Source organism: Pseudomonas sp. 3-2 (assembly GCF_019710535.1).
Lineage (GTDB): Bacteria > Pseudomonadota > Gammaproteobacteria > Pseudomonadales > Pseudomonadaceae > Aquipseudomonas > Aquipseudomonas pharyngis.
Genome location: NZ_CP081200.1, coordinates 1,144,222 through 1,169,144 on the forward strand (window position 1 = coordinate 1,144,222; position 24,923 = coordinate 1,169,144).

Consider the following 24,923-nt stretch of genomic DNA (forward strand, 5'->3'; position numbering starts at 1 on the left):
CATGAGTACTCATACTTTCAAACCCGACATGCCACCGCCGGCCAAGGTCTTCGGCCCGATGGCGTGGATCCGCGCGAACATGTTCTCCAGCTGGCTCAACACCCTGCTGACCCTGTTCGCGTTCTACCTGATCTATCTGGTGATTCCGCCGATCCTCAGCTGGGCGATCATCGATGCCAACTGGGTCGGCACCACCCGTGCCGACTGCACCAAGGACGGCGCCTGCTGGGTCTTCATCCAGCAGCGTTTCGGTCAGTTCATGTACGGCTACTACCCGCCGGAACTGCGCTGGCGCGTGGACCTGACCGTGTGGCTGGCGGTCATCGGCGTGGCGCCTTTGTTCATCAAGCGCGTGGCGCACAAGGCGGTGTACGGCCTGAGCTTCCTGGTGGTCTACCCGATCGTTGCCTGGTGCCTGCTGCATGGCGGCGTCTTCGGCCTCGACACCGTGGCGACCAGCCAGTGGGGCGGTCTGATGCTGACCCTGGTGATCGCCACTGTCGGCATCGCCGGTGCGTTGCCGCTGGGGATTGTCCTGGCGCTGGGCCGGCGTTCGAACATGCCGGCGATCCGTGTGGTCTGCGTGACCTTCATTGAGTTCTGGCGCGGTGTGCCGTTGATCACGGTGCTGTTCATGTCCTCGGTGATGCTGCCGCTGTTCCTGCCTGAAGGCATGAACTTCGACAAGCTGCTGCGGGCGCTGATCGGCGTGATCCTGTTCCAGTCGGCGTACGTCGCCGAAGTGGTGCGTGGCGGTCTGCAAGCGATCCCCAAGGGCCAGTACGAAGCCGCGGCCGCGATGGGCCTCGGTTACTGGCGCGCCATGGGCCTGGTGATTCTGCCGCAAGCCCTGAAGCTGGTGATTCCCGGCATCGTCAACACCTTCATCGCGCTGTTCAAGGACACCAGCCTGGTGATCATCATCGGCCTTTTTGACCTGCTCAACAGCGTCAAGCAAGCCGCTGCCGATCCGAAATGGCTGGGCATGGCCACCGAAGGCTACGTGTTCGCCGCCCTGGTGTTCTGGATTTTCTGTTTTGGTATGTCGCGCTATTCCATGCATCTGGAACGCAAGCTCGACACTGGCCACAAGCGTTAGGAGTTTTTTCGATGAGCGAAGCAATCAAAAAGCCAGTGGGCCCTGAAGGCATCATTCAGATGCAGGGCGTGAACAAGTGGTACGGCCAGTTCCACGTGCTGAAAGACATCAACCTCAATGTGCGTCAGGGCGAGCGTATCGTGCTGTGCGGTCCGTCGGGCTCCGGCAAGTCCACCACCATCCGCTGCCTCAACCGTCTGGAAGAGCACCAGCAGGGCCGCATCGTGGTCGATGGCGTGGAGCTGACCAACGACCTCAAGCAGATCGAAGCGATCCGCCGCGAAGTCGGCATGGTGTTCCAGCACTTCAACCTGTTCCCGCACCTGACCATTTTGCAGAACTGCACCCTGGCGCCGATGTGGGTACGCAAGATGCCCAAGCGCAAGGCCGAGGAAATCGCCATGCATTACCTGGAACGCGTACGCATTCCGGAGCAGGCGCACAAGTACCCGGGGCAACTGTCCGGCGGTCAGCAACAGCGTGTGGCGATCGCCCGCGCACTGTGCATGAAACCGAAAATCATGCTGTTCGACGAACCGACCTCGGCACTCGACCCGGAGATGGTGAAAGAAGTACTCGACACCATGATCGGCCTCGCCGAAGACGGTATGACCATGCTCTGCGTAACCCACGAAATGGGCTTCGCCCGCACCGTGGCCAACCGCGTGATCTTCATGGACAAGGGCGAAATCGTCGAGCAGGCGGCACCGAACGACTTCTTCGACAATCCGCAGAATGATCGGACGAAGCTGTTCCTGAGTCAGATCCTGCATTGAGATCTGATGAATAAAATAAACCCGGCCTTGTGCCGGGTTTGTTTTTTGTGGGTCAGGAGGCGGTAAGGGCTTCTTGTTCTTTGTGCTCGGTGAACTTGAAAGCCCCTCTCAAGTCAGCCCCTTCGGCCAGGTTTCTCGCATCGGCAAGCAAGTGTGGATAGCGATCCAGCAGACGCATGAGTAGCATCAATGCTTTCGGCGGAAGTACCTCGCCGCGTTCGTATCGTGAAAATGCGTTGTGCCCGCCTCCTGAAAGCAATTGCACCGTTTCCTTTTGCGTCAGATGCAGTTTGCGGCGGATCCTTTTCATTTCGTTACCTATCATTTTTCTACAGGCGAGAACGAGTTCATCGCATGCATCCGAATAGCGCTGCCCGCACTCGTCATCCAATTCGACCTCGCCGCACTTCTTGCACTCCCAGCCCGACAAGTCGTCGATGCGACGCTCCATTCCCCTGGCGCTCAAGGTTTCGCCTCGACCTTTGAAATGCACCATGCCTTCCGGGGCGCCGCAACTGAAACACAGCTGCGTGTTCATGAATTGTTCTCCTTGAAGGAGATCACGGGTGGGCGCCTGTCGTAGTGATAGGACACCTTGATGTAAATCTCCAAACCATGTGATTGGATGTGATAGACGTCTTGCCAGATACGATGGTCGTCATAAGGCGTCATCGATTTGTACAGCATGCCGCGCTGCAGTCTGAGAACGATTTCCTGCATTTCTGCGAGACTCAGTTCGAGTGCAGTCCCAGTCTTTCTCGCCGTGTGCGTGAATGCCTTCCAACCGAGTCGCCTGACATCCGCCTTGATCACTGCCAAGTCGTAATGGGGTGTGTTCTTTTCCATAAGAAACCAAAACCCTGTCCCTGAAATTACCCTTAAAGGGTAATTTTGACTAATCGAAAATCCCGCTCCATTTGTCTCTCTCTGACCCTAGGTGGTTGCCGTCCTACGCGGAGCTGACTAACATGTCAGAAAATTCATCCTATGATTGGATGAAAGGGCAAATCCTATGTCAGACATTTCTCCACTTATTAAGCGATCCCTGGTCGATCAGGCCCTGGACCAATTGCGCCAGCGCATCACCGATGGCAGCTGGCAGGTCGGTCAGCGTCTGCCGACCGAGCCTGAGCTGTGCGCAGAACTCGGCATCAGCCGCAACACCGTGCGCGAGGCGATGCGGGTATTGGCGTTCTCAGGGTTGATCGAGATTCGTCAGGGTGACGGCAGTTACCTGCGGGCGGTGGTCGATCCGATGGACACGCTCAAGGCACTGTCCAAATGCTCGCTGGATCAGGCCCGGGAAACCCGGCACATCCTTGAAGTCGAGGCCATCGGCCTGGCCGCCTTGCGTCGGACCGACGACGACCTTGTGGCTCTGCGCGAGGCACTGGGGCACGCCGGCAGTCACTACCACGGCGACCTCGACAGCTACATCGCCTGCGATCTGGTGTTCCACCGCCGTCTGGTGGACGCCGCGCACAACCCGACCCTCAGCGAGCTGTATCGCTATTTTTCCAGCATCGTCGGCGCGCAATTACGCCAGACCCTGAACATCGTCCCCCGTCGACAGGAAGTCTTCGATTTGCACGTCGCCTTGCTTGAGGCCGTCGAGCAGCGCGATCCGGAGCGGGCCAAAGCCCTGTCGAGGCAGTTGATCAATGAACCTTGAAACCGAGAAAACCATGTCCCGCCCAGAAGTCTCCCCAGCACCCGTTCGCAAGGCCGAGCTCGAAGAGTTGTTGATCGATGCCGAAGCCGATGACGAACAAGTGCAGCAAAGCCATCCGCTGGTGCGGCGTCCGTGGCTGTTGCTGCTGGGGCTGATTCTGGTGGCGTTGAACCTGCGACCGGCGCTGTCGAGCATGGCGCCGCTGCTCAGCGAGGTGTCGAGAAGCCTCGGTTTGTCCGCCGCTCAAGCGGGGTTGCTGACGACGTTGCCAGTGCTCTGCCTCGGTCTTTTCGCCCCGCTGGCCCCGGTGCTCGCGCGGCGTTTCGGTGCCGAGCGGGTGGTCTTGGGGATTCTTCTGACACTGGCCGGCGGCATTATCCTGCGCAGCAATTTCGGTGAGATCGGTCTGTTCGCCGGCAGCGTGCTGGGTGGCGCGAGCATCGGCATCATCGGCGTGTTGCTGCCGGGTATCGTCAAACGCGACTTCGCCAAACATGCCGGCACCATGACCGGTGTCTACACCATGGCCCTGTGCCTGGGCGCGGCGATGGCGGCGGGGTCAACCGTGCCACTGAGTGAGCACTTCGACCACAGCTGGGCCATGGGCCTGGGCTTCTGGGTGATTCCGGCGCTGGTTGCCGCGGTTTTCTGGCTGCCGCAAATCGGCCAGAAGCACGGTGCGCACAACGTTGCCTACCGGGTACGCGGTCTGCTGCGGGATCCGCTGGCCTGGCAGGTGACCTTGTACATGGGTCTGCAATCGTCGTTGGCCTACATCGTGTTCGGCTGGTTGCCGTCGATCCTCATCGGTCGCGGGCTGACGCCAACCCAGGCCGGTCTGGTGCTGTCCGGTTCGGTGATCATCCAGCTCGCCAGCTCCCTGGCGGCACCGTGGCTGGCCACCCGCGGCAAGGATCAGCGGCTGGCGATCGTGGTGGTAATGGCGCTGACCCTTGGCGGCCTGTTCGGTTGCCTCTACGCGCCGATCGAAGGCCTTTGGGGCTGGGCGATCCTCCTGGGCCTGGGGCAGGGCGGTACGTTCAGCCTGGCGCTGACCCTGATCGTGCTGCGCTCGCGGGATTCCCACGTGGCGGCGAACCTGTCGAGCATGTCCCAGGGCTTTGGCTACACCCTCGCGTCGATGGGGCCATTCGCGGTCGGCGTGGTGCACGACTGGACCGGCGGCTGGAACGCCGTGGGCTGGATCTTCGGTATCATCGGTGCCGGGGCGATCCTCGCCGGCCTCGGTGCCGGTCGCGCGCTGTACGTGCAGGTGACAAGCGAAAAGGTCTGACGCGCACACATTGTCGGTATTCGAAATGCGAATGCCGATAGTGTTTCAGGCGTTTGCGGATTATCGTGCTGGCAATCTGTACCTTTCCTGGAGATTGCCCATGAGTGAAGAAGCCCACAGCGCCCTGATCACCCGTTTCTACCAGGCTTTCCAGCGCCTCGACGCCGAGGCCATGGCCGCCTGCTACACCGACGACGTGGTGTTCAGCGATCCGGCCTTTGGCGAGCTGCGCGGTCGTGATGCCGGCGACATGTGGCGCATGCTCACCACTCGCGCCAAGGACTTCTCCCTGACCTTCAACAACATCCGCGCCGACGAGCGCAGCGGCGGCGCCCACTGGGTGGCGACCTACCTGTTCAGCCAGACCGGCAACGTTGTGATCAACGACATCCAGGCACGCTTCGTCTTCCGCGACGGCAAGATCTGCGAACACCACGACCACTTCGATCTGTGGCGCTGGTCGCGTCAGGCGCTGGGCTTCAAGGGCCTGCTGCTGGGCTGGACGCCACTGGTGCGCAACGCCGTCCGCGCCCAGGCGCTGAAAGGGCTGAAGGCATTTCAGGCGAGTCGCTGATAAGATCGCGGCCTGTTTTCCTTACGCCTGAATTGCCCCGTGACCAGCCTCAGCGAAAATCCTCCCGATGCCGACGTTCCAGTGAACAAGTCCTGGTTCGTCTACCTCGTACGCGCCGCCAACGGCTCGCTGTACTGCGGGATCAGCAATGATCCCGTGCGCCGTTTTGCCAAGCACCAGAGCGGCAAGGGCGCGCGGTTCTTTCTCTCAAGCCCGGCGATGGCGCTGGTCTACACCGAGCGTTGTCGCGACAAAAGTGATGCGTTGCGCCAGGAGCGGTTGATCAAGAAGCTCAGGAAGAGTGCGAAGGAATGTCTGGTGGCGTCTTATCGGCCTGACTGAATACGCCCTCGAACCTTGTAGATATCCCTTCCGTAGATTCGGCACGTTGCATAAACAACAGGCAAGAAAAAACCGCCCTTGTAGGCGGTTTTTTCTGTAAACCTCGGTTTGCGGCCGGGGTTTACCGCATCTCACTGGATACACTGGCGCAGGCCAAGAGTATTCGTCTTTACGTCACCAGGCAAGCCTTGAAACACCCATTCCAGAGAATGCGATTTTGAGCTCATTTGTTTAAATGACGGTATAGCAATCCGATTACTATTCGTCCGCTCGCATGCCAATGCAGCTTTGAGGTCTGGCTGATCGACGTAACGGTTTCATGCCCTCTGACATGGGGTTGCTCCCGTGCCGGAATGATTTTTCAGGGGGATCACAACCGGCCGCCTCATTGGGTACATTGGCGTGTATTCCGAAGGCGTACGTGGTCCGGTAAGCACGCTGGAGGTTTGGCCCTCAACCGGAGGCCAAAACGTATGAAGCTTTTGCTGCGTACTCTGAGCCTCGTATGGAGGTCGTTCAAAGCGTTTCGCTTTTTACGAGTTCCTGCGAGATCACTTCGATGACCTGATGTAAGGTACTTGATGTGGAAAGCCGTCTCAGCCTTGGCTGAGGCGGCTTTTTAGTGCCTTATCAACCTGACTGATCAGTTCCCATCAGCCGGATCCGTAGGCTGCGAACGAATTGCACGCTAAGCTGCGGGCTCATTTTCTGTGCGGCGGAGCCGAGCATGTCCGAGTTGATTCTGCATCATTACCCGACCTCTCCATTCGCCGAAAAGGCCCGGCTGCTGTTGGGTTTCAAGGGCTTGTCCTGGCGCTCGGTGCACATCTCGCCGGTGATGCCGAAACCGGACCTGACTGCCCTGACCGGTGGCTACCGCAAGACCCCGGTGCTGCAGATCGGCGCCGATATCTACTGCGACACCGCGCTGATCGCCCGCCGCCTCGAGCAGGAAAAGGCCCAGCCTTCGTTCTTCCCGGAAGGCCAGGAGATGATCGCCGCCAGTTTCGCCGCCTGGGCCGATTCGGTGGTGTTCCAGCATGCGGTGAGCCTGGTGTTCCAGCCGGAATCGGTGGCAGTGCGTTTCGGCAAGTTGCCGCCGGAAGCGATCAAGGCGTTCCTCGCCGATCGTGCCGGACTGTTCAGCGGCGGCAGCGCGACCAAGCTTTCAGCCGAACAGGCCAGGCACAATTGGCCGCCCCTCATGGCGCGTCTGGAGCAGCAGTTGCAGCGTGAAGACGGTGACTTCCTGTTCGGTGAGCCGTCGATTGCCGACTTCGCCATGGCCCATCCGCTGTGGTTTCTCAAGGCCACGCACGTGACGGCGCCGTTGGTGGATGCTTATCCGGCGGTGTCGGCGTGGCTGGGGCGTGTGCTCGGTTTTGGCCATGGCGCGGCCAGCGAGATGAGTTCGGAGGAAGCACTGGAGATCGCGCGCAGCTCTAAGCCCGTAGCGTTGCCGGATGAGGTGTTCACTGATCCGAACGGGTTCGTGGCAGGTCAACAGGTGCTGATCGCAGCGACAGACTACGGTGTTGATCCGGTGGCCGGTGAGCTGGTGTTTGCCGGTCGCGAGGAGCTGATCCTGCGCCGTGAAGACGAACGTGGCGGGGTGGTGCATGTGCACTTCCCGCGTTTCGGTTTCCGAATCGAGAAACGCTGAAACAACCGAGGGAGCCGATTGGCTCCCTCGTTCATTTCAGTGCAGCGAGAATTTCGTCGGGATCAAACCCGCGAATCAACGTGCCGTTGACGTCGATCAGCGGAATCCCGCGTCCGCCCAGCGCTTCGTACGCCTTGCGTGCCTCGGTATCCTTCTCGATATCGAATTCCTTGAACGCAATGCCTTTCTGATCGAGAAAGCGCTTGGTCTGCTTGCAGTAGCCGCACCAGTCTGTGGCGTACAGCACGACCTTGGCGTTGGCGCGGACCTGCTCGGACGCCATCTGCGACGGGTTGAACACCCGCTCGATCTTGCCCCAGTTCTGATAGACCACAACCACCAGCAGAACCAGCGCAACCTTTTTCAGCACATTGCCGAGCATCAGTTGCGACGCTTCAACTGATCGGTGAGCGAGGTCGGCAGGCCTTTGATGACCAGGGTCCCGGCTTCTTCGTCGTATTCGATCTTCGAGCCCAGCAGGTGCGCTTCAAAGCTGATCGACAGGCCTTCGGCGCGACCGGTGAAGCGACGGAACTGATTGAGCGTGCGCTTATCCGCCGGGATCTCCGGCGACAGGCCGTAGTCCTTGTTGCGGATGTGATCGTAGAAGGCCTTCGGGCGTTCTTCGTCGATCAGCTCCGAGAGTTCTTCCAGGCCCATCGGCTCGCCGAGCTTGGCCTGGCTGCTGGCGTAGTCGACCAGGGTCTTGGTCTTCTCGCGGGCGGAATCTTCCGGCAGGTCTTCGCTCTCGACGAAGTCGCTGAAGGCCTTGAGCAGGGTGCGGGTCTCGCCCGGGCCGTCGACCCCTTCCTGGCAGCCGATGAAGTCGCGGAAGTACTCCGAGACCTTCTTGCCGTTCTTGCCCTTGATGAACGAGATGTATTGCTTGGACTGCTTGTTGTTCTGCCACTCGGAAACGTTGATCCGCGCCGCCAGGTGCAGTTGACCGAGATCGAGGTGGCGCGAAGGCGTCACATCCAGTTCATCGGTCACCGCCACGCCTTCGCTGTGGTGCAGCAGGGCGATGGCCAGGTAATCGGTCATGCCTTGCTGATAGTGGGCGAACAACACGTGGCCGCCGACCGACAGGTTCGATTCTTCCATCAGCTTTTGCAGGTGCTCGACCGCGACCTTGCTGAACGCGGTGAAGTCCTTGCCGCCTTCCATGTATTCCTTCAGCCAGCCGCTGAACGGAAACGCACCGGACTCCGGATGGAACAGCCCCCAGGCTTTGCCCTGTTTGGCGTTATAGCTCTCGTTGAGATCGGCGAGCATGTTCTCGATGGCTGCGGACTCAGCCAGTTCGGAGTCACGGGCGTGCAGGACTGCGGGTGTGCCGTCGGGTTTTTTGTCGATCAAATGGACGATGCAATGACGGATCGGCATAGGCTTCTCGGCTGGTGGAAGGGAGGAGGGCGGGCTCCCCCGAAAAAGCGCCCAGTGTACCGCAACCACTGGATTTGGCGCGGGGTGAAGGGCAAATCCGGGTCACCCGGCGGCCCTTATGCATTTATTTACCGATTTAGCGCAATAAACCTGACCATTTGGCTAGCTAGAGGCGGATATTTCCTTGTCTCTGTGCTAGTTTTGCCCGGTCTTGTGCGAAGTCACCGCGACAAGCATGCATTCAGCTTTTGTCAGGTCGAACCAAACCTTGATTTCGGCATCTATAACCCCGACTCGTCGTGGTTATCGCCGAGGGTGCCAGATCCAGAAGATCGGGCTCGATGGCTGACACTGCACTCTGCAATCCATATGAATTTGATAGGGAAGGAACACTACATGGCTCTTACTAAAGACCAACTGATCGCCGACATCGCTGAAGCTATCGACGCGCCGAAAACCACCGCGCGTGCCGCTCTGGACCAACTGGGCCAAATCGTTGCCGATCAGCTGGAAAACGGTGCCGAAATCACTTTGCCAGGTATCGGCAAGCTGAAAGTGACCGAGCGTCCTGCCCGCACTGGCCGTAACCCATCGACTGGCGCTGCCATCGAAATCCCTGCCAAGAAAGTGATCAAGCTGGTTGTGGCCAAAGGCCTGACCGACGCTGTGAACAAGTAAGACGCAGCGATAAAAAAACCGTGCGCCGGAGTGATCCGGGCACGGTTTTTTTGTGCCTGCCGATTGTGTTTCAGCAGTAGCAGCGGCTGCTTTGCGAATTAGCGCCGCCCCAGCTGAAACGTATTACTTGCGCACCCAGCGTTCGCGCCGCCAGATCTGCTGCTCGGACTTGGTCTGGAAAGTCCAGGCGACGAAGCGGCTCTGCTTTTGCCCCTGTGACATCTCCACCACCTGGCTTTCCAGCGCGCCGGCCTTCTTCAGTGCGGTTTCGATGGCAGGCAGGTTCGAGGCTTTCGAGACCAGGGTGCTGAACCACAACACCTTGTGCGCAAAGTTCGCGCTTTCGGCGATCAGTTGCGTCACGAAACGCGCTTCGCCGCCTTCACACCACAGTTCGGCCGACTGCCCGCCAAAGTTCAGTACCGGCAGTTTGCGTTTCGGGTCGGCCTTGCCCAAGGCGCGCCATTTACGCTCGCTGCCCTTGGTGGCCTCTTCCATCGAGGCGTGGAACGGCGGGTTGCACATGGTCAGGTCAAAGCGCTCGCCTGGCTCCAGCAGGCCGATCAGGATGTGCTTGCGGTTCTCCTGCTGGCGCAGCTGGATGACCTTGTTCAGGTCGTTGGACTGGACGATAGCCTTGGCGGCGGCCACGGCGGTCGGATCGATCTCCGAGCCGAGGAAGTGCCAGCGATATTCGCTGTTACCGATCAGCGGATACACGCAGTTGGCGCCCATGCCGATATCCAGCACATTGACGATGGCGCCGCGCGGGACCACGCCGTCGTTGTTGCTGGCCAGCAGGTCAGCCAGGAAGTGGATGTAGTCGGCACGGCCCGGCACCGGTGGGCACAGATAATCGGCCGGGATGTCCCAATGCTGGATGCCGTAGAACGACTTGAGCAGCGCCCGGTTGAACACTCGCACCGCATCGGGACTGGCGAAGTCGATGCTTTCCTTGCCGTACGGGTTGGTGATCACGAACTTCGCCAGTTCCGGCGTGGTCTTGATCAGCGCCGGGAAGTCGTAACGACCCTGATGGCGATTGCGCGGGTGCAGGCTGGCTTCTTTACGCGGTTCCACGGGCTTGGCCGGGGTAGCGGAGTCAGGCTTCTTGCGCGCAGGTTTCGGTGTACGTGGGGCGTTCATGGGCGTGGTCGATTCGGGTAGGGCTGAAAGTGGCGGCCATTGTCCCACAGGGAGCCATGTTGTTGGCCGGAAAAGTGCCGGGCACAAAAAAGGGAGGCCGGTGCGGGCCTCCCTTTTCAGTGCGATACGCGGTTACAGGCTGGCAATCCGCGCGTGCTGCTCGGCCAGTTTGCCCAAGGCCTGTTCAGCCTCGGCCAGTTTGGCGCGCTCCTTCTCGATGACTTCGGCCGGGGCCTTGTCAACGAAACCGGCGTTGGACAGCTTGCCGCCAACCCGCTGGACTTCGCCCTGCAGACGCAGGATTTCCTTGTCCAGACGCGCCAGCTCGGCGTTCTTGTCGATCAGACCGGCCATCGGCACCAGCACTTCCATCTCGCCGACCAGCGCGGTGGCGGACAACGGTGCTTCTTCGCCAGCGGCGAGAACGGTGATCGATTCCAGACGCGCCAGCTTCTTCAGCAGCGCTTCGTTCTCGGTCAGGCGACGCTGGTCTTCAGCGCTGACGTTTTTCAGGTAGATCGGCAGCGGTTTGCCCGGGCCGATGTTCATTTCGCCACGGATGTTACGCGTGCCGAGCATCAGGCCCTTGAGCCATTCGATGTCGTCTTCGGCCGCCGGATCGATGCGCTCTTCGTTGGCCACCGGCCAAGGTTGCAGCATGATCGTCTTGCCCTGAATGCCGGCCAGCGGCGCGATGCGTTGCCAGATTTCTTCAGTGATGAACGGCATGAACGGATGCGCCAGACGCAGCGCCACTTCCAGTACCCGAACAAGCGTGCGGCGGGTACCGCGCTGACGCTCGACCGGCGCGTTTTCGTCCCACAGCACTGGCTTGGACAGTTCCAGGTACCAGTCGCAGTACTGGTTCCAGATGAACTCGTACAAGGCTTGCGCCGCCAGGTCGAAACGGAACTGATCCAGTTGACGGGTCACTTCGGCTTCGGTGCGTTGCAGTTGCGAGATGATCCAGCGATCCGCCAGCGACAGCTCGTAGGCTTCGCCGTTCTGGCCGCAGTCTTCGCCCTTGTCCAGAACATAACGCGCGGCGTTCCAGATCTTGTTGCAGAAGTTGCGATAGCCTTCGACGCGGCCCATGTCGAACTTGATGTCGCGACCGGTGGACGCCAGCGAGCAGAAGGTGAAGCGCAGGGCGTCGGTGCCGTAGCTGGCGATGCCGTCGGCGAACTCGTCGCGGGTCTGCTTCTCGATCTTCTTCGCCAGTTTCGGCTGCATCAGACCGGAAGTGCGTTTCTGCACCAGGGTTTCGAGCTCGATACCGTCGATGATGTCCAGCGGGTCCAGGACGTTGCCCTTGGACTTGGACATCTTCTGACCCTGGCCATCACGTACCAGACCGTGCACGTAAACGGTCTTGAACGGAACCTGCGGCGTACCGTCCTCGTTCTTGATCAGGTGCATCGTCAGCATGATCATCCGGGCAACCCAGAAGAAAATGATGTCGAAACCGGTGACCAGCACGTCGGTGGAGTGGAATTTCTTCAGGAACTCGGTCTTTTCCGGCCAGCCCAGGGTGGAGAAGGTCCACAGGCCCGAACTGAACCAGGTGTCGAGAACGTCGTTGTCCTGTTGCAGCGCAACGTCCGGAGCGAGGTTGTGCTTGGCGCGCACTTCGGCTTCGTCGCGACCGACGTAGACCTTGCCCGACTCGTCGTACCATGCCGGGATCCGGTGGCCCCACCACAGCTGACGGCTGATGCACCAGTCCTGGATGTCGCGCATCCACGAGAAGTACATGTTTTCGTACTGCTTCGGCACGAACTGGATGCGACCATCTTCAACGGCAGCAATCGCAGGCTCGGCCAGCGGCTTGGTGGACACGTACCACTGGTCGGTCAGCCACGGCTCGATCACGGTGCCGGAGCGGTCGCCTTTCGGCACTTTCAGGTTGTGGTCGTCGACGCTGACCAGCAGGCCGGCGGCGTCGAACGCGGCAACGATCTGCTTGCGCGCTTCGAAACGCTCGAGACCGGCGTACTCGGCCGGAATCTTGCCGTCGATGCTGTCGTTCAGCGTGCCGTCGAGGTTGAACACCTGCGCTGCCGGCAGCACGTTGGCGTTCTTGTCGAAGATGTTCAGCAGCGGCAGGTTGTGGCGCTTGCCGACTTCGTAGTCGTTGAAATCGTGGGCCGGGGTGATTTTCACGCAGCCGGTGCCGAATTCAGGATCGCAGTAATCGTCGGCGATGATCGGAATGCGGCGGCCGACCAGCGGCAGCTCGACAAATTTGCCGATCAGGGCTTTGTAGCGCTCGTCGTTCGGGTTCACCGCGACGGCGGAGTCGCCGAGCATGGTTTCCGGACGGGTGGTCGCGACAATCAGGAAATCGTTGCCTTCAGCGGTTTTCGCGCCGTCGGCCAGCGGGTATTTCAGATTCCACAGGAAACCTTTCTCGTCGTGGTTTTCCACTTCGAGGTCGGAAATCGCCGTGTGCAGTTTGGTGTCCCAGTTGACCAGACGCTTGCCGCGATAGATCAGACCGTCTTCGTGCAGGCGCACGAAGGCTTCCTTAACGGCTTCCGAGAGGCCGTCGTCCATGGTGAAGCGCTCGCGGCTCCAGTCCACGGACGAGCCGAGACGGCGGATCTGACGGCTGATGTTGCCGCCGGACTGATCCTTCCATTCCCAGACTTTCTCGAGGAATTTTTCGCGGCCCAGATCGTGGCGATTCTGGCCCTGGGCTTCGAGTTGACGCTCCACCAGCATCTGCGTGGCGATACCGGCGTGGTCGGTGCCCGGCTGCCACAGGGTGTTGCGACCCTGCATGCGGCGGAAACGGATCAGGGCGTCCATGATCGCGTTGTTGAAACCGTGACCCATGTGCAGGCTGCCGGTGACGTTCGGCGGCGGGATCATGATGGTGTAGGAGTCGCCCGCGCCTTGCGGGGCGAAGTAGTTCTCGGACTCCCAGGTGTTGTACCAGGAAGTTTCAATGGCGTGCGGCTGGTAGGTCTTATCCATGCGCGGCGGGACCCTATTGGCATTTATTCAGGAAAAGCCGGGAAGTATAGCGGGGCAAGGGGCGCAGGGCGAGCGGGGCGGGCCGGGTGGAGGCTTAAATGTGGGAGCTGGCTTGCCAGCGATGCAGGCGCCGCGGTTTTTCAGGAAAAGCGCGGTGATGCTATCGCTGGCAGGGCAGCTCCCACAGGAGATCAGGGAATTATTCGTACTGGCCGAGAAGCCGTTCCATCCGCGCCTCGAGGCGACGTTTGATTTCGGTTTCGATGTGCGGCGCGAAATCGTCGATCACGTCCTGCATGATCAATTGCGCAGCAGCGCGCAGTTCGCTGTCCAGGTGCAGGATAGCGTCGGGGCCTTTATCCACAGGCGCAGCGGCAGGCTGCGGGGCAGGCGTCGGCGCGGGTGCCGCTTCGACGGCTTGCGGTGTGTTGTCGACCGAATCGAACAACATCGGAATCTGTTCCTGTTCGCCATCATCGACCGTGTCGGTCAACAGCGGCGGTTGCAGGTTGTCATCGCCGAGCAGCTGGCGGATCGACTCGAGGTCATCCAGCAGGTGTGCGGGTTTTTGCAGCGGTTTTGGAGTGTCCATCGGCGTACTCAGAGTCGCTGTAAACGGTGGTCTTGCAGAGGATAGCCCTGTTCGCGGTAGAAACGGAAACTCTCCCGCGCCGCAGTGCGAATCGCCGGATCTTCCACCACAACCTCCGCCACCCGGGCGAATTTGTTGGCGAAAACCGGGACTTTCAGGTCGAGGTTGACCAGCAAGTCTGCGTGCTGGCCGCAGTCATCGCCCAGTCCCAACACGATCAGTCCTTCCGGTTCGCTCTCAGCCGGGCCGTGAGGCACGAAGGTTTCGCCCTTGAACGCCCACAGTCGCGCATCGAGATCATCACGCTGGGCGGCATCGCTGCAATGCAGGTAGATGCGATGGCCCATGCGCCAAGCCTTGTCAGTGAGCTTGCAGGCAAAATCCAGACGCGCCGAAGGATCGGCGCTGGGCAGGATATAAAAGTCGACTTTGGTCATTGCGGTTCCTGAGCCTTGAACGGCGCCGCCCGAAGGCAGCGCCGCCCAGGTTCATCGGTTTCAGGCTTTGGCGCGATCCAGCAGGTATTGAGTCAGCAACGGAACCGGACGGCCAGTGGCGCCCTTGTCCTTGCCGCCGCTGGTCCAGGCGGTGCCGGCGATGTCCAGGTGCGCCCAGTTCAGGTTTTTGGTGAAGCGCGACAGGAAGCACGCAGCGGTGATGGTGCCGGCCTTCGGGCCGCCGATGTTGGCGATGTCGGCGAACGGGCTGTCCAGTTGCTCCTGGTACTCATCGAACAGCGGCAGTTGCCAGGCGCGGTCGTCGGCAGCCTTGCCGGCGCTCAGCAGTTGCTCGATCAGTTCGTCGTTGTTGCCCAGCAGGCCCGACGTGTGGGCGCCCAGCGCAACGACGCAGGCACCGGTCAGGGTGGCGATGTCGATCACCGCCTGCGGCTTGAAGCGCTCGGAGTAGGTCAGGGCGTCGCACAGCACCAGACGGCCTTCGGCGTCGGTGTTGAGGATTTCCACGGTCTGGCCGCTCATGGTGGTGACGATGTCGCCCGGACGCGAAGCGGTGCCGCTCGGCATGTTCTCGGCGCAGGCCAGGATGCACACCAGATTGATCGGCAGCTTCAGTTCCAGCACGGCGCGCAGGGTACCGAACACGCTGGCGGCGCCACCCATGTCGTACTTCATCTCGTCCATGCCGGCGCCCGGCTTCAGGCTGATGCCGCCGGTGTCGAAGGTGATGCCTTTACCGACCAGCGCGTACGGCTTCTCGGATTTCTTGCCGCCGTTGTATTGCATGACGATCAGGCGCGGCGGCTGGGCGCTGCCCTGGCCGACGGCGTAGAACGAACCCATGCCCAGCGACTTGATCTTCTTCTCGTCGAGGACTTCGACTTTCAGATCCTTGAACTCTTTGCCGAGGTTCTTGGCTTGCTCGCCGAGGAAGGTCGGGTGGCAGATGTTCGGCGGCAGGTTGCCCAGGTTACGGGTGAATGCCATGCCGTTGGCGATCGCGGTGGCGTGGTTCACGGCGCGTTGCACTTCAGCCTGAGCGGCCTTGATGGTCAGCAGGGTGATTTTCTTCAGGGCGCGCGGTTCGGCTTTCTGGCTCTTGAACTGGTCGAAGGTGTATTCGCCATCGACCAGGGTTTCGGCCAGCAGACGGGTCTTGCCGTAGCTGTCGCGGTTCTTGACGATGATTTCATCGAGTGCCAGCACGGCGTCGCTGCCACCCAGGCCTTTAAGCGTGTTGAGGATGCCGGCGACGATCTTGCGGAACGGACGGTCGCCCAGTTCTTCATCCTTGCCCACGCCGACCAGCAGCACACGTTCGGCTTTCAGGTTCGGCAGGCTGTGCAGCAACAGGCTCTGGCCGACCTTGCCGGCCAGGTCGCCACGCTTGAGCACGGCGCTGATGGCGCCGCCGCTCAGTTCGTCGACCTGCCTGGCGGCAACGCTGAGTTTGCGGCCTTCGCCGACGGCAACCACCAGGGTGGCGGTTTTCAACGTTTCTGGGCTAACGCTTTTTACAACCAGTTCCATGTCCGGATCCCTGAATGAATGGTCAACACGCAGGCGTTCGACGTGTCCGCCGTCGCCTGCTTATAGAGAGAAGAGGCGCAGGCCAGTGCCTGCGACAGAGGCGGCAGTTTGAACCTCGCTCACCGCGCCTGACAACCCTCGGTTGTACGATCTTCAACGGATTGCATGCTTGCGTGAGTGTGCGCAGTGACAGGCGCCCTCAATCACAGGATAATGCCGCATCTTTTTTCGACGGCTCTGCCTTGCGGGCCCGTCGATACGTTTGCTTGTTTGGCCGCCTTAGCCTGACAACCCTGGAGTGTCTGGTTTGATCGTCTTCCGTTATCTGTCCCGCGAAGTCCTGTTGACCCTGAGTGCGGTAAGCGCCGTGCTGCTGGTCATCATCATGAGCGGTCGCTTCATCAAATACCTTGCCCAGGCCGCTGCGGGCCAGCTCGATCCGGGATCACTGTTCCTGATCATGGGCTTCCGTCTGCCGGGCTTCCTGCAACTGATCCTGCCACTGGGCCTGTTTCTCGGGATCCTGCTGGCGTACGGCCGGTTGTACCTGGAAAGCGAGATGACCGTGCTCTCGGCCACCGGCATGAGCCAGCAGCGTCTGTTTCGCATGACCCTGTTCCCGGCCACCCTGGTGGCACTGGTGGTGGCGTGGCTGAGCCTGAGCCTGGCCCCGCAAGGCGCCAACCAGTTCCAGCTGCTGCTGAACAAACAGGACGCCCTGACCGAATTCGACACCCTCGAGCCCGGCCGCTTCCAGGCCCTGCGCGACGGTACGCGGGTGACCTACACCGAAACCCTGAGCGACGATCGGGTCAACCTTGGCAGCGTGTTCATCTCGCAGAAGAACCTCGGCGCCAACCAGAAAGATCGCGGGATTTCCGTGCTGGTGGCGGAAAAGGGCCGTCAGGAAGTGCGTCCCGACGGCAACCGCTACTTGATCCTCGACAATGGCTACCGCTACGACGGCAGCCCGGGTCAGGCCAACTACCGCGCCATCCACTACGAAACCTACGGCGTACTGCTGCCCAAGCCGGATGTCAGCGAGGAAGTCACCGACCGTGACGCCATGCCGACTTCGTCCCTGCTGGGCAGCGACGACATTCGCTCGAAAACCGAACTGCAATGGCGCCTGTCGCTGCCGTTGCTGGTGTTCATCGTGACCCTGATGGCGGTGCCGCTGTCGCGGGTCAACCCGCGTCAGGGGCGTTTCCTCAAGCTGCTGCCGGCGATTCTTCTTTATATGGCTTACCTGACCATCCTGATTGCCGCCCGCGGCGCCCTCGAGAAAGGCAAGATTCCACCGGCGCTCGGCTTGTGGTGGGTGCACGCGATCTTCCTGGTCATCGGCCTCGGTCTGTTGTACTGGGAGCCTCTGCGCCTGAAGCTGGCCAGCCGTCGCAGCGCAGCGCTGGAGGTGGCCCGTGGTTAAACTCGACCGCTACATCGGCAGCAGCGTGTTCATGGCGATCATCGCGGTGCTGGCGATCATTCTCGGCCTGGCCACCTTGTTTGCGTTCATCGACGAGATGGGCGATGTCAGTGACACCTACACCCTGGTCGACGTCCTGAGCTTCGTGCTCCTGACCGCGCCGCGGCGTATGTACGACATGCTGCCGATGGCGGCGCTGATCGGCTGCCTGATCGGCCTCGGCAGTCTGGCGAGCAGCAGTGAGCTGACCGTGATGCGCGCCGCCGGTGTGTCCATCGGGCGCATCGTCTGGGCGGTGATGAAGCCAATGCTGGTGCTGATGCTGGCCGGCGTGCTGATCGGCGAGTACGTGGCACCGGCCACCGAAAGCATGGCTCAGGCCAACCGCTCGCTGGCGCAAGGCAGCGGCGACGCGCAGAGCGCCAAGCATGGCATGTGGCACCGTCAGGGCGAGGAGTTCATTCACATCAACTCCGTGCAACCCAACGGTCGTCTGTACGGCGTGACCCGCTATCACTTCGACAAGGAGCGCCATCTGCTGAGCTCGAGCTTCGCCAAGCGCGCCGAGTTCGACACCGATCACTGGCAGCTCACCGACGTGACCACCACCAAATTCCACGAGCGCAGCACCGAAGTGGTCAATACGCCGGTCGAGCGCTGGGATGTCTCCCTGAGCCCGCAACTGCTGAGCACCGTGGTGATGGCGCCGGAGTCGCTGTCGATCACCGGCCTGTGGGGTTACATCCACTATCTGGCCGATCAGGGCCTGAGCAATGGTCGTTACTGGCTGGCATTTTGGGTCAAAGTGTTGCAGCCGCTGGTGACCGCCGCGCTGGTGCTGATGGCGATTTCCTTCATCTTCGGTCCGTTGCGTTCGGTGACCCTCGGTCAGCGGGTGTTTACGGGCGTGCTGGTGGGTTTCACCTTCCGCATCGTTCAGGATCTGCTGGGTCCATCCAGCCTGGTATTCGGTTTCTCGCCGCTGTTCGCGGTGCTGGTGCCGGCCGGCGTGTGTGCGCTGGCAGGTGTCTGGCTGTTGCGCCGAGCCGGTTGATGAACAAGGTTTCACCCACGCTTTAGCCTTGAAAACGCCTCGGTCGCCAGACCGGGGCGTTTTTGCATGCAATCCGGGTGACAGGCGAACGTGACGCTTGCGCCGTGTATCAGGTACAATTCCCGGCTATTTTTCGGCGGGCCAAGCCTGCAGCCTTTTTGAGTGTTGATCCGTGAGTGATTTGAGTCATATCCGCAATTTCTCCATCATCGCCCACATTGACCATGGCAAGTCGACGCTGGCTGACCGTTTCATCCAGATGTGCGGTGGCCTGGCCGAGCGTGAAATGGAAGCCCAGGTACTGGATTCCATGGATCTGGAGCGCGAACGCGGGATCACCATCAAGGCCCACAGCGTTACCCTCTATTACAAGGCCAAAGACGGCGTCACCTACCAGCTGAACTTCATTGACACCCCGGGCCACGTCGACTTCACCTACGAAGTCAGCCGTTCCCTGGCGGCCTGTGAAGGTGCGTTGCTGGTGGTCGATGCGGGGCAGGGCGTTGAAGCCCAGTCCGTGGCCAACTGCTACACCGCCATCGAGCAGGGCCTCGAGGTCATGCCGGTCCTGAACAAGATCGACCTGCCACAGGCCGAGCCTGACCGCGTCAAGGACGAGATCGAGAAGATCATCGGCATCGACGCCACCGACGCCGTCACCTGCAGCGCCAAGACCGGCCTGGGTGTCGACGAAGTGCTCGAGCGTCTGGTCGCCACCATTCCTGCGCCAACCGGCAATATCGAAGATCCGCTGCAAGCGTTGATCATCGACTCCTGGTTCGACAACTACCTGGGTGTTGTCTCCCTGGTGCGCGTGCGTCATGGCCGCGTGAAGAAGGGCGACAAGATTCTCGTCAAGTCCACCGGCAAGGTGCATCTGGTCGACAGCGTGGGTGTGTTCAACCCGAAACACACCGCCACCGCTGACCTGAAGGCCGGCGAAGTGGGTTTCATCATCGCCAGCATCAAGGACATTCACGGTGCACCGGTCGGTGACACCCTGACCCTGAGCTCCACCCCGGACGTTCCGGTGCTGCCAGGTTTCAAACGCATCCAGCCGCAGGTTTACGCCGGTCTGTTCCCGGTCAGTTCCGACGACTTCGAGGACTTTCGCGAAGCGCTGCAGAAACTGACCCTGAACGACTCGTCGCTGCAATACACGCCGGAAAGCTCCGACGCGCTGGGCTTCGGCTTCCGTTGCGGCTTCCTCGGCATGCTGCACATGGAAATCATCCAGGAGCGCCTGGAGCGCGAATACGACCTGGACCTGATCACCACGGCGCCGACGGTAATCTTCGAACTGGTGCTGAAAACCGGTGAAACGATTTACGTCGACAACCCGTCGAAGCTGCCGGACGTCTCGTCGATCGAAGACATGCGCGAGCCGATCGTGCGCGCCAACATCCTGGTACCGCAGGAGCATCTGGGCAACGTCATCACTCTGTGCATCGAGAAGCGCGGTGTGCAGGTCGACATGCTGTTCCTCGGCAATCAGGTGCAAGTGACCTACGACCTTCCGATGAACGAAGTAGTCCTGGACTTCTTCGATCGTCTGAAATCCACCAGCCGCGGCTATGCTTCGCTGGACTACCATTTCGATCGTTACCAATCGGCTAATCTGGTGAAACTGGACGTGCTGATCAACGGCGACAAGGTCGACGCTCTGGCGCTGATCGTGCACCGTGACAATTCGCACTTCAAAGGTCGCCAGTTGACCGAGAAGATGAAAGAACTGATTCCTCGTCAGATGTTCGACGTGGCCATCCAGGCTGCCATTGGCGGTCAGATCGTCGCCCGGACAACCGTCAAGGCACTCAGAAAGAACGTATTGGCCAAGTGCTACGGCGGCGACGTCAGCCGTAAGAAAAAACTGCTTGAGAAGCAGAAGGCCGGTAAGAAACGCATGAAACAGGTCGGCAACGTGGAAATTCCACAAGAAGCCTTCCTCGCCGTGCTCAGGTTGGAATAGTCAGGTCCTATGTCACTAAATTTCCCGCTGTTGCTGGTCATTGCCGTGTTCGTCTGCGGTCTGTTGGCGTTGCTCGATCTGTTGATCCTGGCACCGCGTCGGCGTGCCGCCATCGCCTCCTATCAGGGCAGCGTCAGCCAGCCTGATGTGGTGGTGGTCGAGAAGCTGAACAAGGAACCGCTGCTGGTCGAATATGGCAAGTCGTTCTTCCCGGTGCTGTTCATCGTGCTGGTGCTGCGTTCGTTTCTGGTGGAGCCGTTCCAGATTCCGTCCGGCTCGATGAAACCGACCCTGGACGTTGGCGACTTCATTCTGGTGAACAAGTTTTCCTACGGGATCCGTTTGCCGGTGATCGACAAGAAGATCATCGAAGTCGGTGACCCGCAGCGCGGCGATGTGATGGTGTTCCGCTACCCGAGCGACCCGAACGTCAACTACATCAAGCGTGTGGTCGGCCTGCCGGGCGACACCGTGCGGTACACCGCCGACAAGCGTCTGTTCGTCAACGGCGAGTCGATTGCCGAACAACTGGTCGGCTCCGAGCCGGGTACGCTGGGCAGCGCGGAACTCTACAAGGAAAAACTCGGCGCCGCCGAGCACCTGATCCGCAAGGAAATGAGCCGCTACCGCGCCACGCCGGACCATACCTGGACCGTGCCGGCCGGGCACTACTTCATGATGGGCGACAACCGCGACAATTCGAACGACAGTCGCTACTGGGATGATCCGAACATTCCCAAGGATCTGCTGGGCATGGTTCCCGACCAGAACATCGTCGGCAAGGCCTTCGCGGTCTGGATGAGCTGGCCGGAACCGAAACTCAGCCACCTGCCGAACTTCTCGCGGGTCGGCCTGATCAAGTAAACAAACACGGCGCTGTTGACCACAGCGCCGAATGCATTTCTGGCGTCGGCACAACCGGCTCCGGGGCATGAAGCCACGATATTCAGGACGTCATTTTTGAACACAGCGTTAATTGTCCCAGGCCTGCGCCGTATCCCGGCGATGGCAGTGGAATCCAGCCACGAACTCAGCGTGGGTAAACCGTGAGCGTTTCTCTAAGCCGTCTCGAGCGTCAGCTCGGTTACACCTTCAAGGACCAGGAACTGATGGTCCTGGCCCTTACGCACCGCAGCTTTGCCGGACGCAATAACGAGCGTTTGGAATTCCTCGGCGATGCGATCCTCAATTTTGTTGCCGGCGAAGCCTTGTTCGACCGTTTCCCGCTGGCGCGCGAAGGCCAGTTGTCGCGTTTGCGCGCACGGCTGGTAAAAGGTGAGACGCTGGCGGTACTGGCCCGCGGTTTCGATCTGGGCGATTACCTGCGTCTGGGTTCCGGCGAGTTGAAGAGCGGCGGTTTCCGTCGCGAGTCGATTCTGGCCGACGCCCTGGAAGCACTGATCGGTGCGATCTACCTCGACGCCGGCATGGAAGTCGCCCGCGAGCGCGTACTGGCCTGGCTGGCCGGCGAGTTCGAAGGCTTGACGCTGGTCGACACCAACAAGGATCCGAAGACCCGCCTGCAGGAATTCCTGCAATCGCGCGGCTGCGAACTGCCGCGTTATGAAGTGGTGGATATCCAGGGCGAGCCGCACTGCCGTACCTTCTTCGTCGAGTGCGAAGTTGTCCTATTGAATGAAAAAAGCCGGGGTCAGGGTGTGAGCCGTCGCATTGCCGAACAGGTAGCGGCCGCCGCAGCACTGATTGCCCTGGGTGTGGAGAATGGCAATGACTGATACAAACGCAACGCGCTGTGGCTATGTTGCCATCGTCGGCCGTCCCAACGTGGGCAAGTCCACGCTGCTGAACCACATCCTCGGCCAGAAGCTGGCGATCACCTCGCGCAAGCCGCAGACCACTCGCCACAACATGCTCGGGATCAAGACCGAGGGCGATGTGCAGGCGATCTACGTCGACACCCCCGGCATGCACAAGGGTGGCGAAAAAGCCCTGAACCGCTACATGAACAAGACCGCTTCGGCGGCGTTGAAAGACGTCGACGTGGTGATCTTCGTGGTCGACCGCACCAAGTGGACCGAAGAAGACCAGATGGTGCTCGAGCGCGTGCAGTACGTGACCGGCCCGCTGATCGTCGCACTGAACAAGACCGACCGCATCGAAGACAAGGCCGAGCTGATGCCGCACCTTTCGTGGTTGCAGGAACAGCTGCCGAACGCGCAGATCATTCCGATCTCGGCGCAACACGGGCACAACCTCGACGCCCTGGAAAAGGTCATCGCCGACCATCTGCCGGAGAACGATCACTTCTTCCCGGAAGACCAGATCACCGACCGCAGCAGCCGCTTCCTCGCCGCCGAACTGGTGCGCGAGAAGATCATGCGCCAGCTCGGCGCCGAGCTGCCGTACCAGATCACTGTGGAAATAGAAGAGTTCAAGCAGCAGGGGGCGACGCTGCACATCCATGCGCTGATCCTCGTCGAGCGCGACGGCCAGAAGAAAATCATCATTGGCGACAAGGGCGAGCGCATCAAGCGCATCGGCACCGAGGCGCGCAAGGACATGGAGCTGCTGTTCGACTCCAAGATCATGCTCAACCTGTGGGTCAAGGTGAAGGGCGGCTGGTCCGATGACGAGCGTGCGCTGCGTTCGCTGGGTTACGGCGACCTGTAACACCGGTTTTCTGCTGCACCAGAGACCCCCCTGTGGGAGCGGGTTTGCTCGCGAATGCGCCGTATCAGTCGACATATGTTTTGACTGACTTACCGCTTTCGCGAGCAAGCCCGCTCCCACATTAGTTTTGGGTTTGTGTGTAAAACTGCGTTTCGTCATCGAGAACTCAATGTCGCAAAGCCCGCCTCCCGCCCAACCCGCCTACGTCCTGCATTCGCGCGCCTACCGCGAAACCAGCGCCTTGGTGGACTTCCTCACGCCGCAAGGTCGGCTGCGGGCGGTGTTGCGCAGTGCGCGGGGCAAGGCCGGGACGCTGGCGCGCCCGTTTGTGCCGCTGGAAGTGGAGTTTCGCGGCAAGGGTGAGTTGAAGAACGTCGGGCGCATGGAGAGTGTCGGCAACGCCACGTGGATGGTCGGCGAGGCGCTGTTCAGCGGTCTGTATCTCAATGAGCTGTTGATCCGCCTGTTGCCCGCCGAAGATCCGCATCCTGCGGTGTTCGATCATTACGCTGCCACGTTGCTGGCATTGGCCGAGGGGCGGCCGCTGGAACCGCTGTTGCGCTCCTTCGAATGGCGGCTGCTCGACGACCTCGGTTATGGCTTTTCCCTGAACACCGACATCAATGACGAACCCATCGCTGCGGATGGCCTATACCGCTTGCAGGTGGATGCCGGGCTCGAACGGGTCTATCTGCTGCAACCCGGTCTGTTCAACGGCACCGAACTGCTGGCCATGGCCGAAGCCGACTGGTCGGCCCCCGGCGCGTTGTCCGCCGCCAAGCGCTTGATGCGACAAGCGCTGGCCGTGCATCTGGGCGGTCGTCCCCTCGTCAGTCGCGAGCTGTTTCGCAAGCCCTGATCTCACCGTATGCTGTGCGCCGAATCTTTCCATTCAGGAGCGCATCCGTGACCACCAGCAATCGCATTCTTCTTGGCGTGAACATCGACCACGTCGCCACCCTGCGTCAGGCCCGTGGCACGCGCTATCCGGATCCGGTCAAGGCTGCGCTGGACGCGGAAGAGGCGGGCGCTGACGGCATCACCGTGCACCTGCGCGAAGACCGTCGGCACATTCAGGAGCGCGACGTGCTGCTGCTCAAGGATGTGCTGCAAACCCGCATGAACTTCGAAATGGGCGTCACCGAAGAAATGATGGCGTTCGCCGAGCGCATTCGTCCGGCGCACATCTGCCTGGTGCCGGAAACCCGTCAGGAGCTGACCACCGAAGGCGGTCTGGATGTGGCGGGGCAGGAAGAGCGGATCAGGGCGGCGGTCGAGCGTTTGTCGAAGATCGGCAGCGAAGTGTCGCTGTTTATCGACGCCGACGAGCGGCAGATCGCTGCGTCGAAGCGCGTCGGCGCACCGGCCATCGAGCTGCACACCGGACGTTACGCCGATGCCGAAACACCGACCGAAGTGGCTGAAGAACTCAAGCGTGTCGCGGACGGCGTGGCCTTCGGTCTGGCCCAGGGCCTGATCGTCAATGCCGGCCATGGCCTGCACTATCACAACGTCGAGGCGGTTGCCGCGATCAAGGGTATCAATGAGCTGAACATCGGTCATGCGCTGGTGGCGCATGCTCTGTTCGTCGGTTTCAAGTCGGCGGTGTCGGAGATGAAGGCGTTGATTCTGGCGGCTGCCAAACACTAAG

General features: G+C 60.7%; 25 protein-coding genes. 16 read left to right on the forward strand and 9 right to left on the reverse strand.

All coding sequences use genetic code 11. The features are described 5' to 3' along the window. Position 1 precedes the first annotated feature (1 nt). Together K3819_RS05035 and K3819_RS05040 are read left to right on the forward strand one after the other, a co-directional pair. Positions 2-1,099 (forward strand): amino acid ABC transporter permease, encoded by a 1,098-nt coding sequence (locus K3819_RS05035; protein ID WP_007957335.1) that lies wholly within the window; start codon positions 2-4, stop codon positions 1,097-1,099. Between the two features lie 11 nt (positions 1,100-1,110). Further along, positions 1,111-1,875 carry an amino acid ABC transporter ATP-binding protein gene (locus K3819_RS05040; RefSeq protein ID WP_007957337.1) on the forward strand — a complete coding sequence of 255 codons (765 nt, stop codon included), beginning with the start codon at positions 1,111-1,113 and terminating at the stop codon, positions 1,873-1,875. A gap of 52 nt (positions 1,876-1,927) precedes the next feature. On the opposite strand, the gene K3819_RS05045 is transcribed toward K3819_RS05040, so the two are convergent. Both K3819_RS05045 and K3819_RS05050 read right to left on the reverse strand, forming a co-directional pair. Beyond that, a complete protein-coding gene (locus K3819_RS05045; RefSeq protein WP_085611413.1) occupies positions 1,928-2,413 on the reverse strand; it encodes a type II TA system antitoxin MqsA family protein in 486 nt (161 codons plus the stop codon). Next, positions 2,410-2,721 carry a type II toxin-antitoxin system MqsR family toxin gene (locus tag K3819_RS05050; RefSeq protein WP_085611414.1) on the reverse strand — a complete coding sequence of 104 codons (312 nt, stop codon included), beginning with the start codon at positions 2,719-2,721 and terminating at the stop codon, positions 2,410-2,412. Before K3819_RS05050 ends, K3819_RS05045 begins: the two co-directional genes overlap by 4 nt. 166 nt (positions 2,722-2,887) lie before the next feature. On the opposite strand from K3819_RS05050, the gene K3819_RS05055 reads away from it, so the two are divergent. The 5 genes from K3819_RS05055 (at position 2,888) to K3819_RS05075 (ending at position 7,420) form a co-directional block, all read left to right on the forward strand. Next, positions 2,888-3,547: a FadR/GntR family transcriptional regulator gene (locus K3819_RS05055; protein WP_085611415.1), complete on the forward strand. Its 660-nt coding sequence runs from the start codon at positions 2,888-2,890 to the stop codon at positions 3,545-3,547. Beyond that, positions 3,537-4,841 carry a CynX/NimT family MFS transporter gene (locus K3819_RS05060; protein WP_085611416.1) on the forward strand — a complete coding sequence of 435 codons (1,305 nt, stop codon included), beginning with the start codon at positions 3,537-3,539 and terminating at the stop codon, positions 4,839-4,841. The genes K3819_RS05055 and K3819_RS05060 overlap by 11 nt, the downstream gene beginning before the upstream one ends. 100 nt (positions 4,842-4,941) lie before the next feature. Then, a complete protein-coding gene (locus K3819_RS05065; RefSeq protein ID WP_085647748.1) occupies positions 4,942-5,415 on the forward strand; it encodes a nuclear transport factor 2 family protein in 474 nt (157 codons plus the stop codon). A 39-nt stretch (positions 5,416-5,454) separates the two neighbouring features. Continuing rightward, on the forward strand, positions 5,455-5,757 hold the full coding sequence (locus K3819_RS05070; RefSeq protein WP_221398759.1) for a GIY-YIG nuclease family protein: 303 nt from the start codon (positions 5,455-5,457) through the stop codon (positions 5,755-5,757). Between the two features lie 727 nt (positions 5,758-6,484). Then, positions 6,485-7,420, forward strand: a complete 936-nt coding sequence (locus K3819_RS05075; RefSeq protein ID WP_085611418.1) for a glutathione S-transferase family protein — start codon at positions 6,485-6,487, stop codon at positions 7,418-7,420. A gap of 31 nt (positions 7,421-7,451) precedes the next feature. Here the strand turns inward: K3819_RS05075 and K3819_RS05080 are convergent, their stop codons facing one another. After that, a complete protein-coding gene (locus K3819_RS05080; RefSeq protein WP_085611419.1) occupies positions 7,452-7,802 on the reverse strand; it encodes a glutaredoxin family protein in 351 nt (116 codons plus the stop codon). Continuing rightward, positions 7,802-8,806, reverse strand: a complete 1,005-nt coding sequence (gene yejK, locus K3819_RS05085; protein WP_039769496.1) for a nucleoid-associated protein YejK — start codon at positions 8,804-8,806, stop codon at positions 7,802-7,804. The genes K3819_RS05080 and yejK overlap by 1 nt, the downstream gene beginning before the upstream one ends. Before the next feature lie 396 nt (positions 8,807-9,202). Between yejK and K3819_RS05090 the strand changes: the two genes are divergently transcribed. After that, entirely contained in the window at positions 9,203-9,484 is a 282-nt protein-coding gene (locus K3819_RS05090; RefSeq protein ID WP_007957357.1) for an HU family DNA-binding protein, read from the forward strand. Between the two features lie 123 nt (positions 9,485-9,607). On the opposite strand, the gene rlmF is transcribed toward K3819_RS05090, so the two are convergent. The 5 genes from rlmF to K3819_RS05115 form a co-directional block, all read right to left on the reverse strand. Further along, positions 9,608-10,630, reverse strand: a complete 1,023-nt coding sequence (rlmF, locus tag K3819_RS05095) for a 23S rRNA (adenine(1618)-N(6))-methyltransferase RlmF (RefSeq protein WP_007957358.1) — start codon at positions 10,628-10,630, stop codon at positions 9,608-9,610. A 132-nt stretch (positions 10,631-10,762) separates the two neighbouring features. Continuing rightward, entirely contained in the window at positions 10,763-13,609 is a 2,847-nt protein-coding gene (locus K3819_RS05100; RefSeq protein ID WP_221398760.1) for a valine--tRNA ligase, read from the reverse strand. Between the two features lie 199 nt (positions 13,610-13,808). After that, on the reverse strand, positions 13,809-14,201 hold the full coding sequence (locus K3819_RS05105) for a DNA polymerase III subunit chi (protein WP_221398761.1): 393 nt from the start codon (positions 14,199-14,201) through the stop codon (positions 13,809-13,811). 8 nt (positions 14,202-14,209) lie between these two features. Beyond that, on the reverse strand, positions 14,210-14,638 hold the full coding sequence (locus K3819_RS05110) for a DNA polymerase III subunit chi (RefSeq protein WP_064593578.1): 429 nt from the start codon (positions 14,636-14,638) through the stop codon (positions 14,210-14,212). 60 nt (positions 14,639-14,698) lie between these two features. Next, positions 14,699-16,189, reverse strand: coding sequence for a leucyl aminopeptidase (locus K3819_RS05115; protein ID WP_221398762.1), 1,491 nt, complete (start codon positions 16,187-16,189; stop codon positions 14,699-14,701). Positions 16,190-16,496: 307 nt separating this feature from the next. Here K3819_RS05115 and lptF point away from each other — a divergent pair, with 307 nt between their 5' ends. From lptF to pdxJ, 8 genes are all read left to right on the forward strand, one after another. Beyond that, the gene (gene lptF, locus K3819_RS05120) at positions 16,497-17,618 is read left to right on the forward strand and encodes an LPS export ABC transporter permease LptF (protein WP_064593584.1); all 1,122 of its coding nucleotides are present in this window, start codon (positions 16,497-16,499) and stop codon (positions 17,616-17,618) included. Then, positions 17,611-18,672, forward strand: a complete 1,062-nt coding sequence (gene lptG / locus K3819_RS05125) for an LPS export ABC transporter permease LptG (RefSeq protein WP_007957365.1) — start codon at positions 17,611-17,613, stop codon at positions 18,670-18,672. Before lptF ends, lptG begins: the two co-directional genes overlap by 8 nt. Before the next feature lie 172 nt (positions 18,673-18,844). Beyond that, positions 18,845-20,641 carry a translation elongation factor 4 gene (lepA, locus tag K3819_RS05130; protein WP_039769508.1) on the forward strand — a complete coding sequence of 599 codons (1,797 nt, stop codon included), beginning with the start codon at positions 18,845-18,847 and terminating at the stop codon, positions 20,639-20,641. Between the two features lie 9 nt (positions 20,642-20,650). Next, positions 20,651-21,505, forward strand: coding sequence for a signal peptidase I (gene lepB / locus K3819_RS05135; RefSeq protein WP_064382430.1), 855 nt, complete (start codon positions 20,651-20,653; stop codon positions 21,503-21,505). Between the two features lie 182 nt (positions 21,506-21,687). Then, positions 21,688-22,377, forward strand: coding sequence for a ribonuclease III (rnc, locus tag K3819_RS05140; RefSeq protein WP_011332589.1), 690 nt, complete (start codon positions 21,688-21,690; stop codon positions 22,375-22,377). Then, positions 22,370-23,272, forward strand: a complete 903-nt coding sequence (gene era / locus K3819_RS05145) for a GTPase Era (RefSeq protein WP_039769512.1) — start codon at positions 22,370-22,372, stop codon at positions 23,270-23,272. Before rnc ends, era begins: the two co-directional genes overlap by 8 nt. Positions 23,273-23,441: 169 nt before the next feature. Further along, complete coding sequence (gene recO / locus K3819_RS05150) at positions 23,442-24,131, forward strand: DNA repair protein RecO (protein WP_039769514.1); 690 nt, start codon at positions 23,442-23,444, stop codon at positions 24,129-24,131. 47 nt (positions 24,132-24,178) lie between these two features. Next, entirely contained in the window at positions 24,179-24,922 is a 744-nt protein-coding gene (gene pdxJ, locus K3819_RS05155) for a pyridoxine 5'-phosphate synthase (protein ID WP_064382428.1), read from the forward strand. Position 24,923: the final 1 nt, after the last annotated feature.

Excerpts from the sequence above, each read along its gene's own strand:
- K3819_RS05035 (WP_007957335.1), top strand. The coding sequence starts at position 2 with ATGAGTACTCATACTTTCAAACCCGACATGCCACCGCCGGCCAAGGTC.
- K3819_RS05040 (WP_007957337.1), top strand. The coding sequence starts at position 1,111 with ATGAGCGAAGCAATCAAAAAGCCAGTGGGCCCTGAAGGCATCATTCAG.
- K3819_RS05045 (WP_085611413.1), bottom strand. The coding sequence starts at position 2,413 with ATGAACACGCAGCTGTGTTTCAGTTGCGGCGCCCCGGAAGGCATGGTG.
- K3819_RS05050 (WP_085611414.1), bottom strand. The coding sequence starts at position 2,721 with ATGGAAAAGAACACACCCCATTACGACTTGGCAGTGATCAAGGCGGAT.
- K3819_RS05055 (WP_085611415.1), top strand. The coding sequence starts at position 2,888 with ATGTCAGACATTTCTCCACTTATTAAGCGATCCCTGGTCGATCAGGCC.
- K3819_RS05060 (WP_085611416.1), top strand. The coding sequence starts at position 3,537 with ATGAACCTTGAAACCGAGAAAACCATGTCCCGCCCAGAAGTCTCCCCA.
- K3819_RS05065 (WP_085647748.1), top strand. The coding sequence starts at position 4,942 with ATGAGTGAAGAAGCCCACAGCGCCCTGATCACCCGTTTCTACCAGGCT.
- K3819_RS05075 (WP_085611418.1), top strand. The coding sequence starts at position 6,485 with ATGTCCGAGTTGATTCTGCATCATTACCCGACCTCTCCATTCGCCGAA.
- K3819_RS05080 (WP_085611419.1), bottom strand. The coding sequence starts at position 7,802 with ATGCTCGGCAATGTGCTGAAAAAGGTTGCGCTGGTTCTGCTGGTGGTT.
- yejK (WP_039769496.1), bottom strand. The coding sequence starts at position 8,806 with ATGCCGATCCGTCATTGCATCGTCCATTTGATCGACAAAAAACCCGAC.
- K3819_RS05090 (WP_007957357.1), top strand. The coding sequence starts at position 9,203 with ATGGCTCTTACTAAAGACCAACTGATCGCCGACATCGCTGAAGCTATC.
- rlmF (WP_007957358.1), bottom strand. The coding sequence starts at position 10,630 with ATGAACGCCCCACGTACACCGAAACCTGCGCGCAAGAAGCCTGACTCC.
- K3819_RS05100 (WP_221398760.1), bottom strand. The coding sequence starts at position 13,609 with ATGGATAAGACCTACCAGCCGCACGCCATTGAAACTTCCTGGTACAAC.
- K3819_RS05105 (WP_221398761.1), bottom strand. The coding sequence starts at position 14,201 with ATGGACACTCCAAAACCGCTGCAAAAACCCGCACACCTGCTGGATGAC.
- K3819_RS05110 (WP_064593578.1), bottom strand. The coding sequence starts at position 14,638 with ATGACCAAAGTCGACTTTTATATCCTGCCCAGCGCCGATCCTTCGGCG.
- K3819_RS05115 (WP_221398762.1), bottom strand. The coding sequence starts at position 16,189 with ATGGAACTGGTTGTAAAAAGCGTTAGCCCAGAAACGTTGAAAACCGCC.
- lepB (WP_064382430.1), top strand. The coding sequence starts at position 20,651 with ATGTCACTAAATTTCCCGCTGTTGCTGGTCATTGCCGTGTTCGTCTGC.
- era (WP_039769512.1), top strand. The coding sequence starts at position 22,370 with ATGACTGATACAAACGCAACGCGCTGTGGCTATGTTGCCATCGTCGGC.
- recO (WP_039769514.1), top strand. The coding sequence starts at position 23,442 with ATGTCGCAAAGCCCGCCTCCCGCCCAACCCGCCTACGTCCTGCATTCG.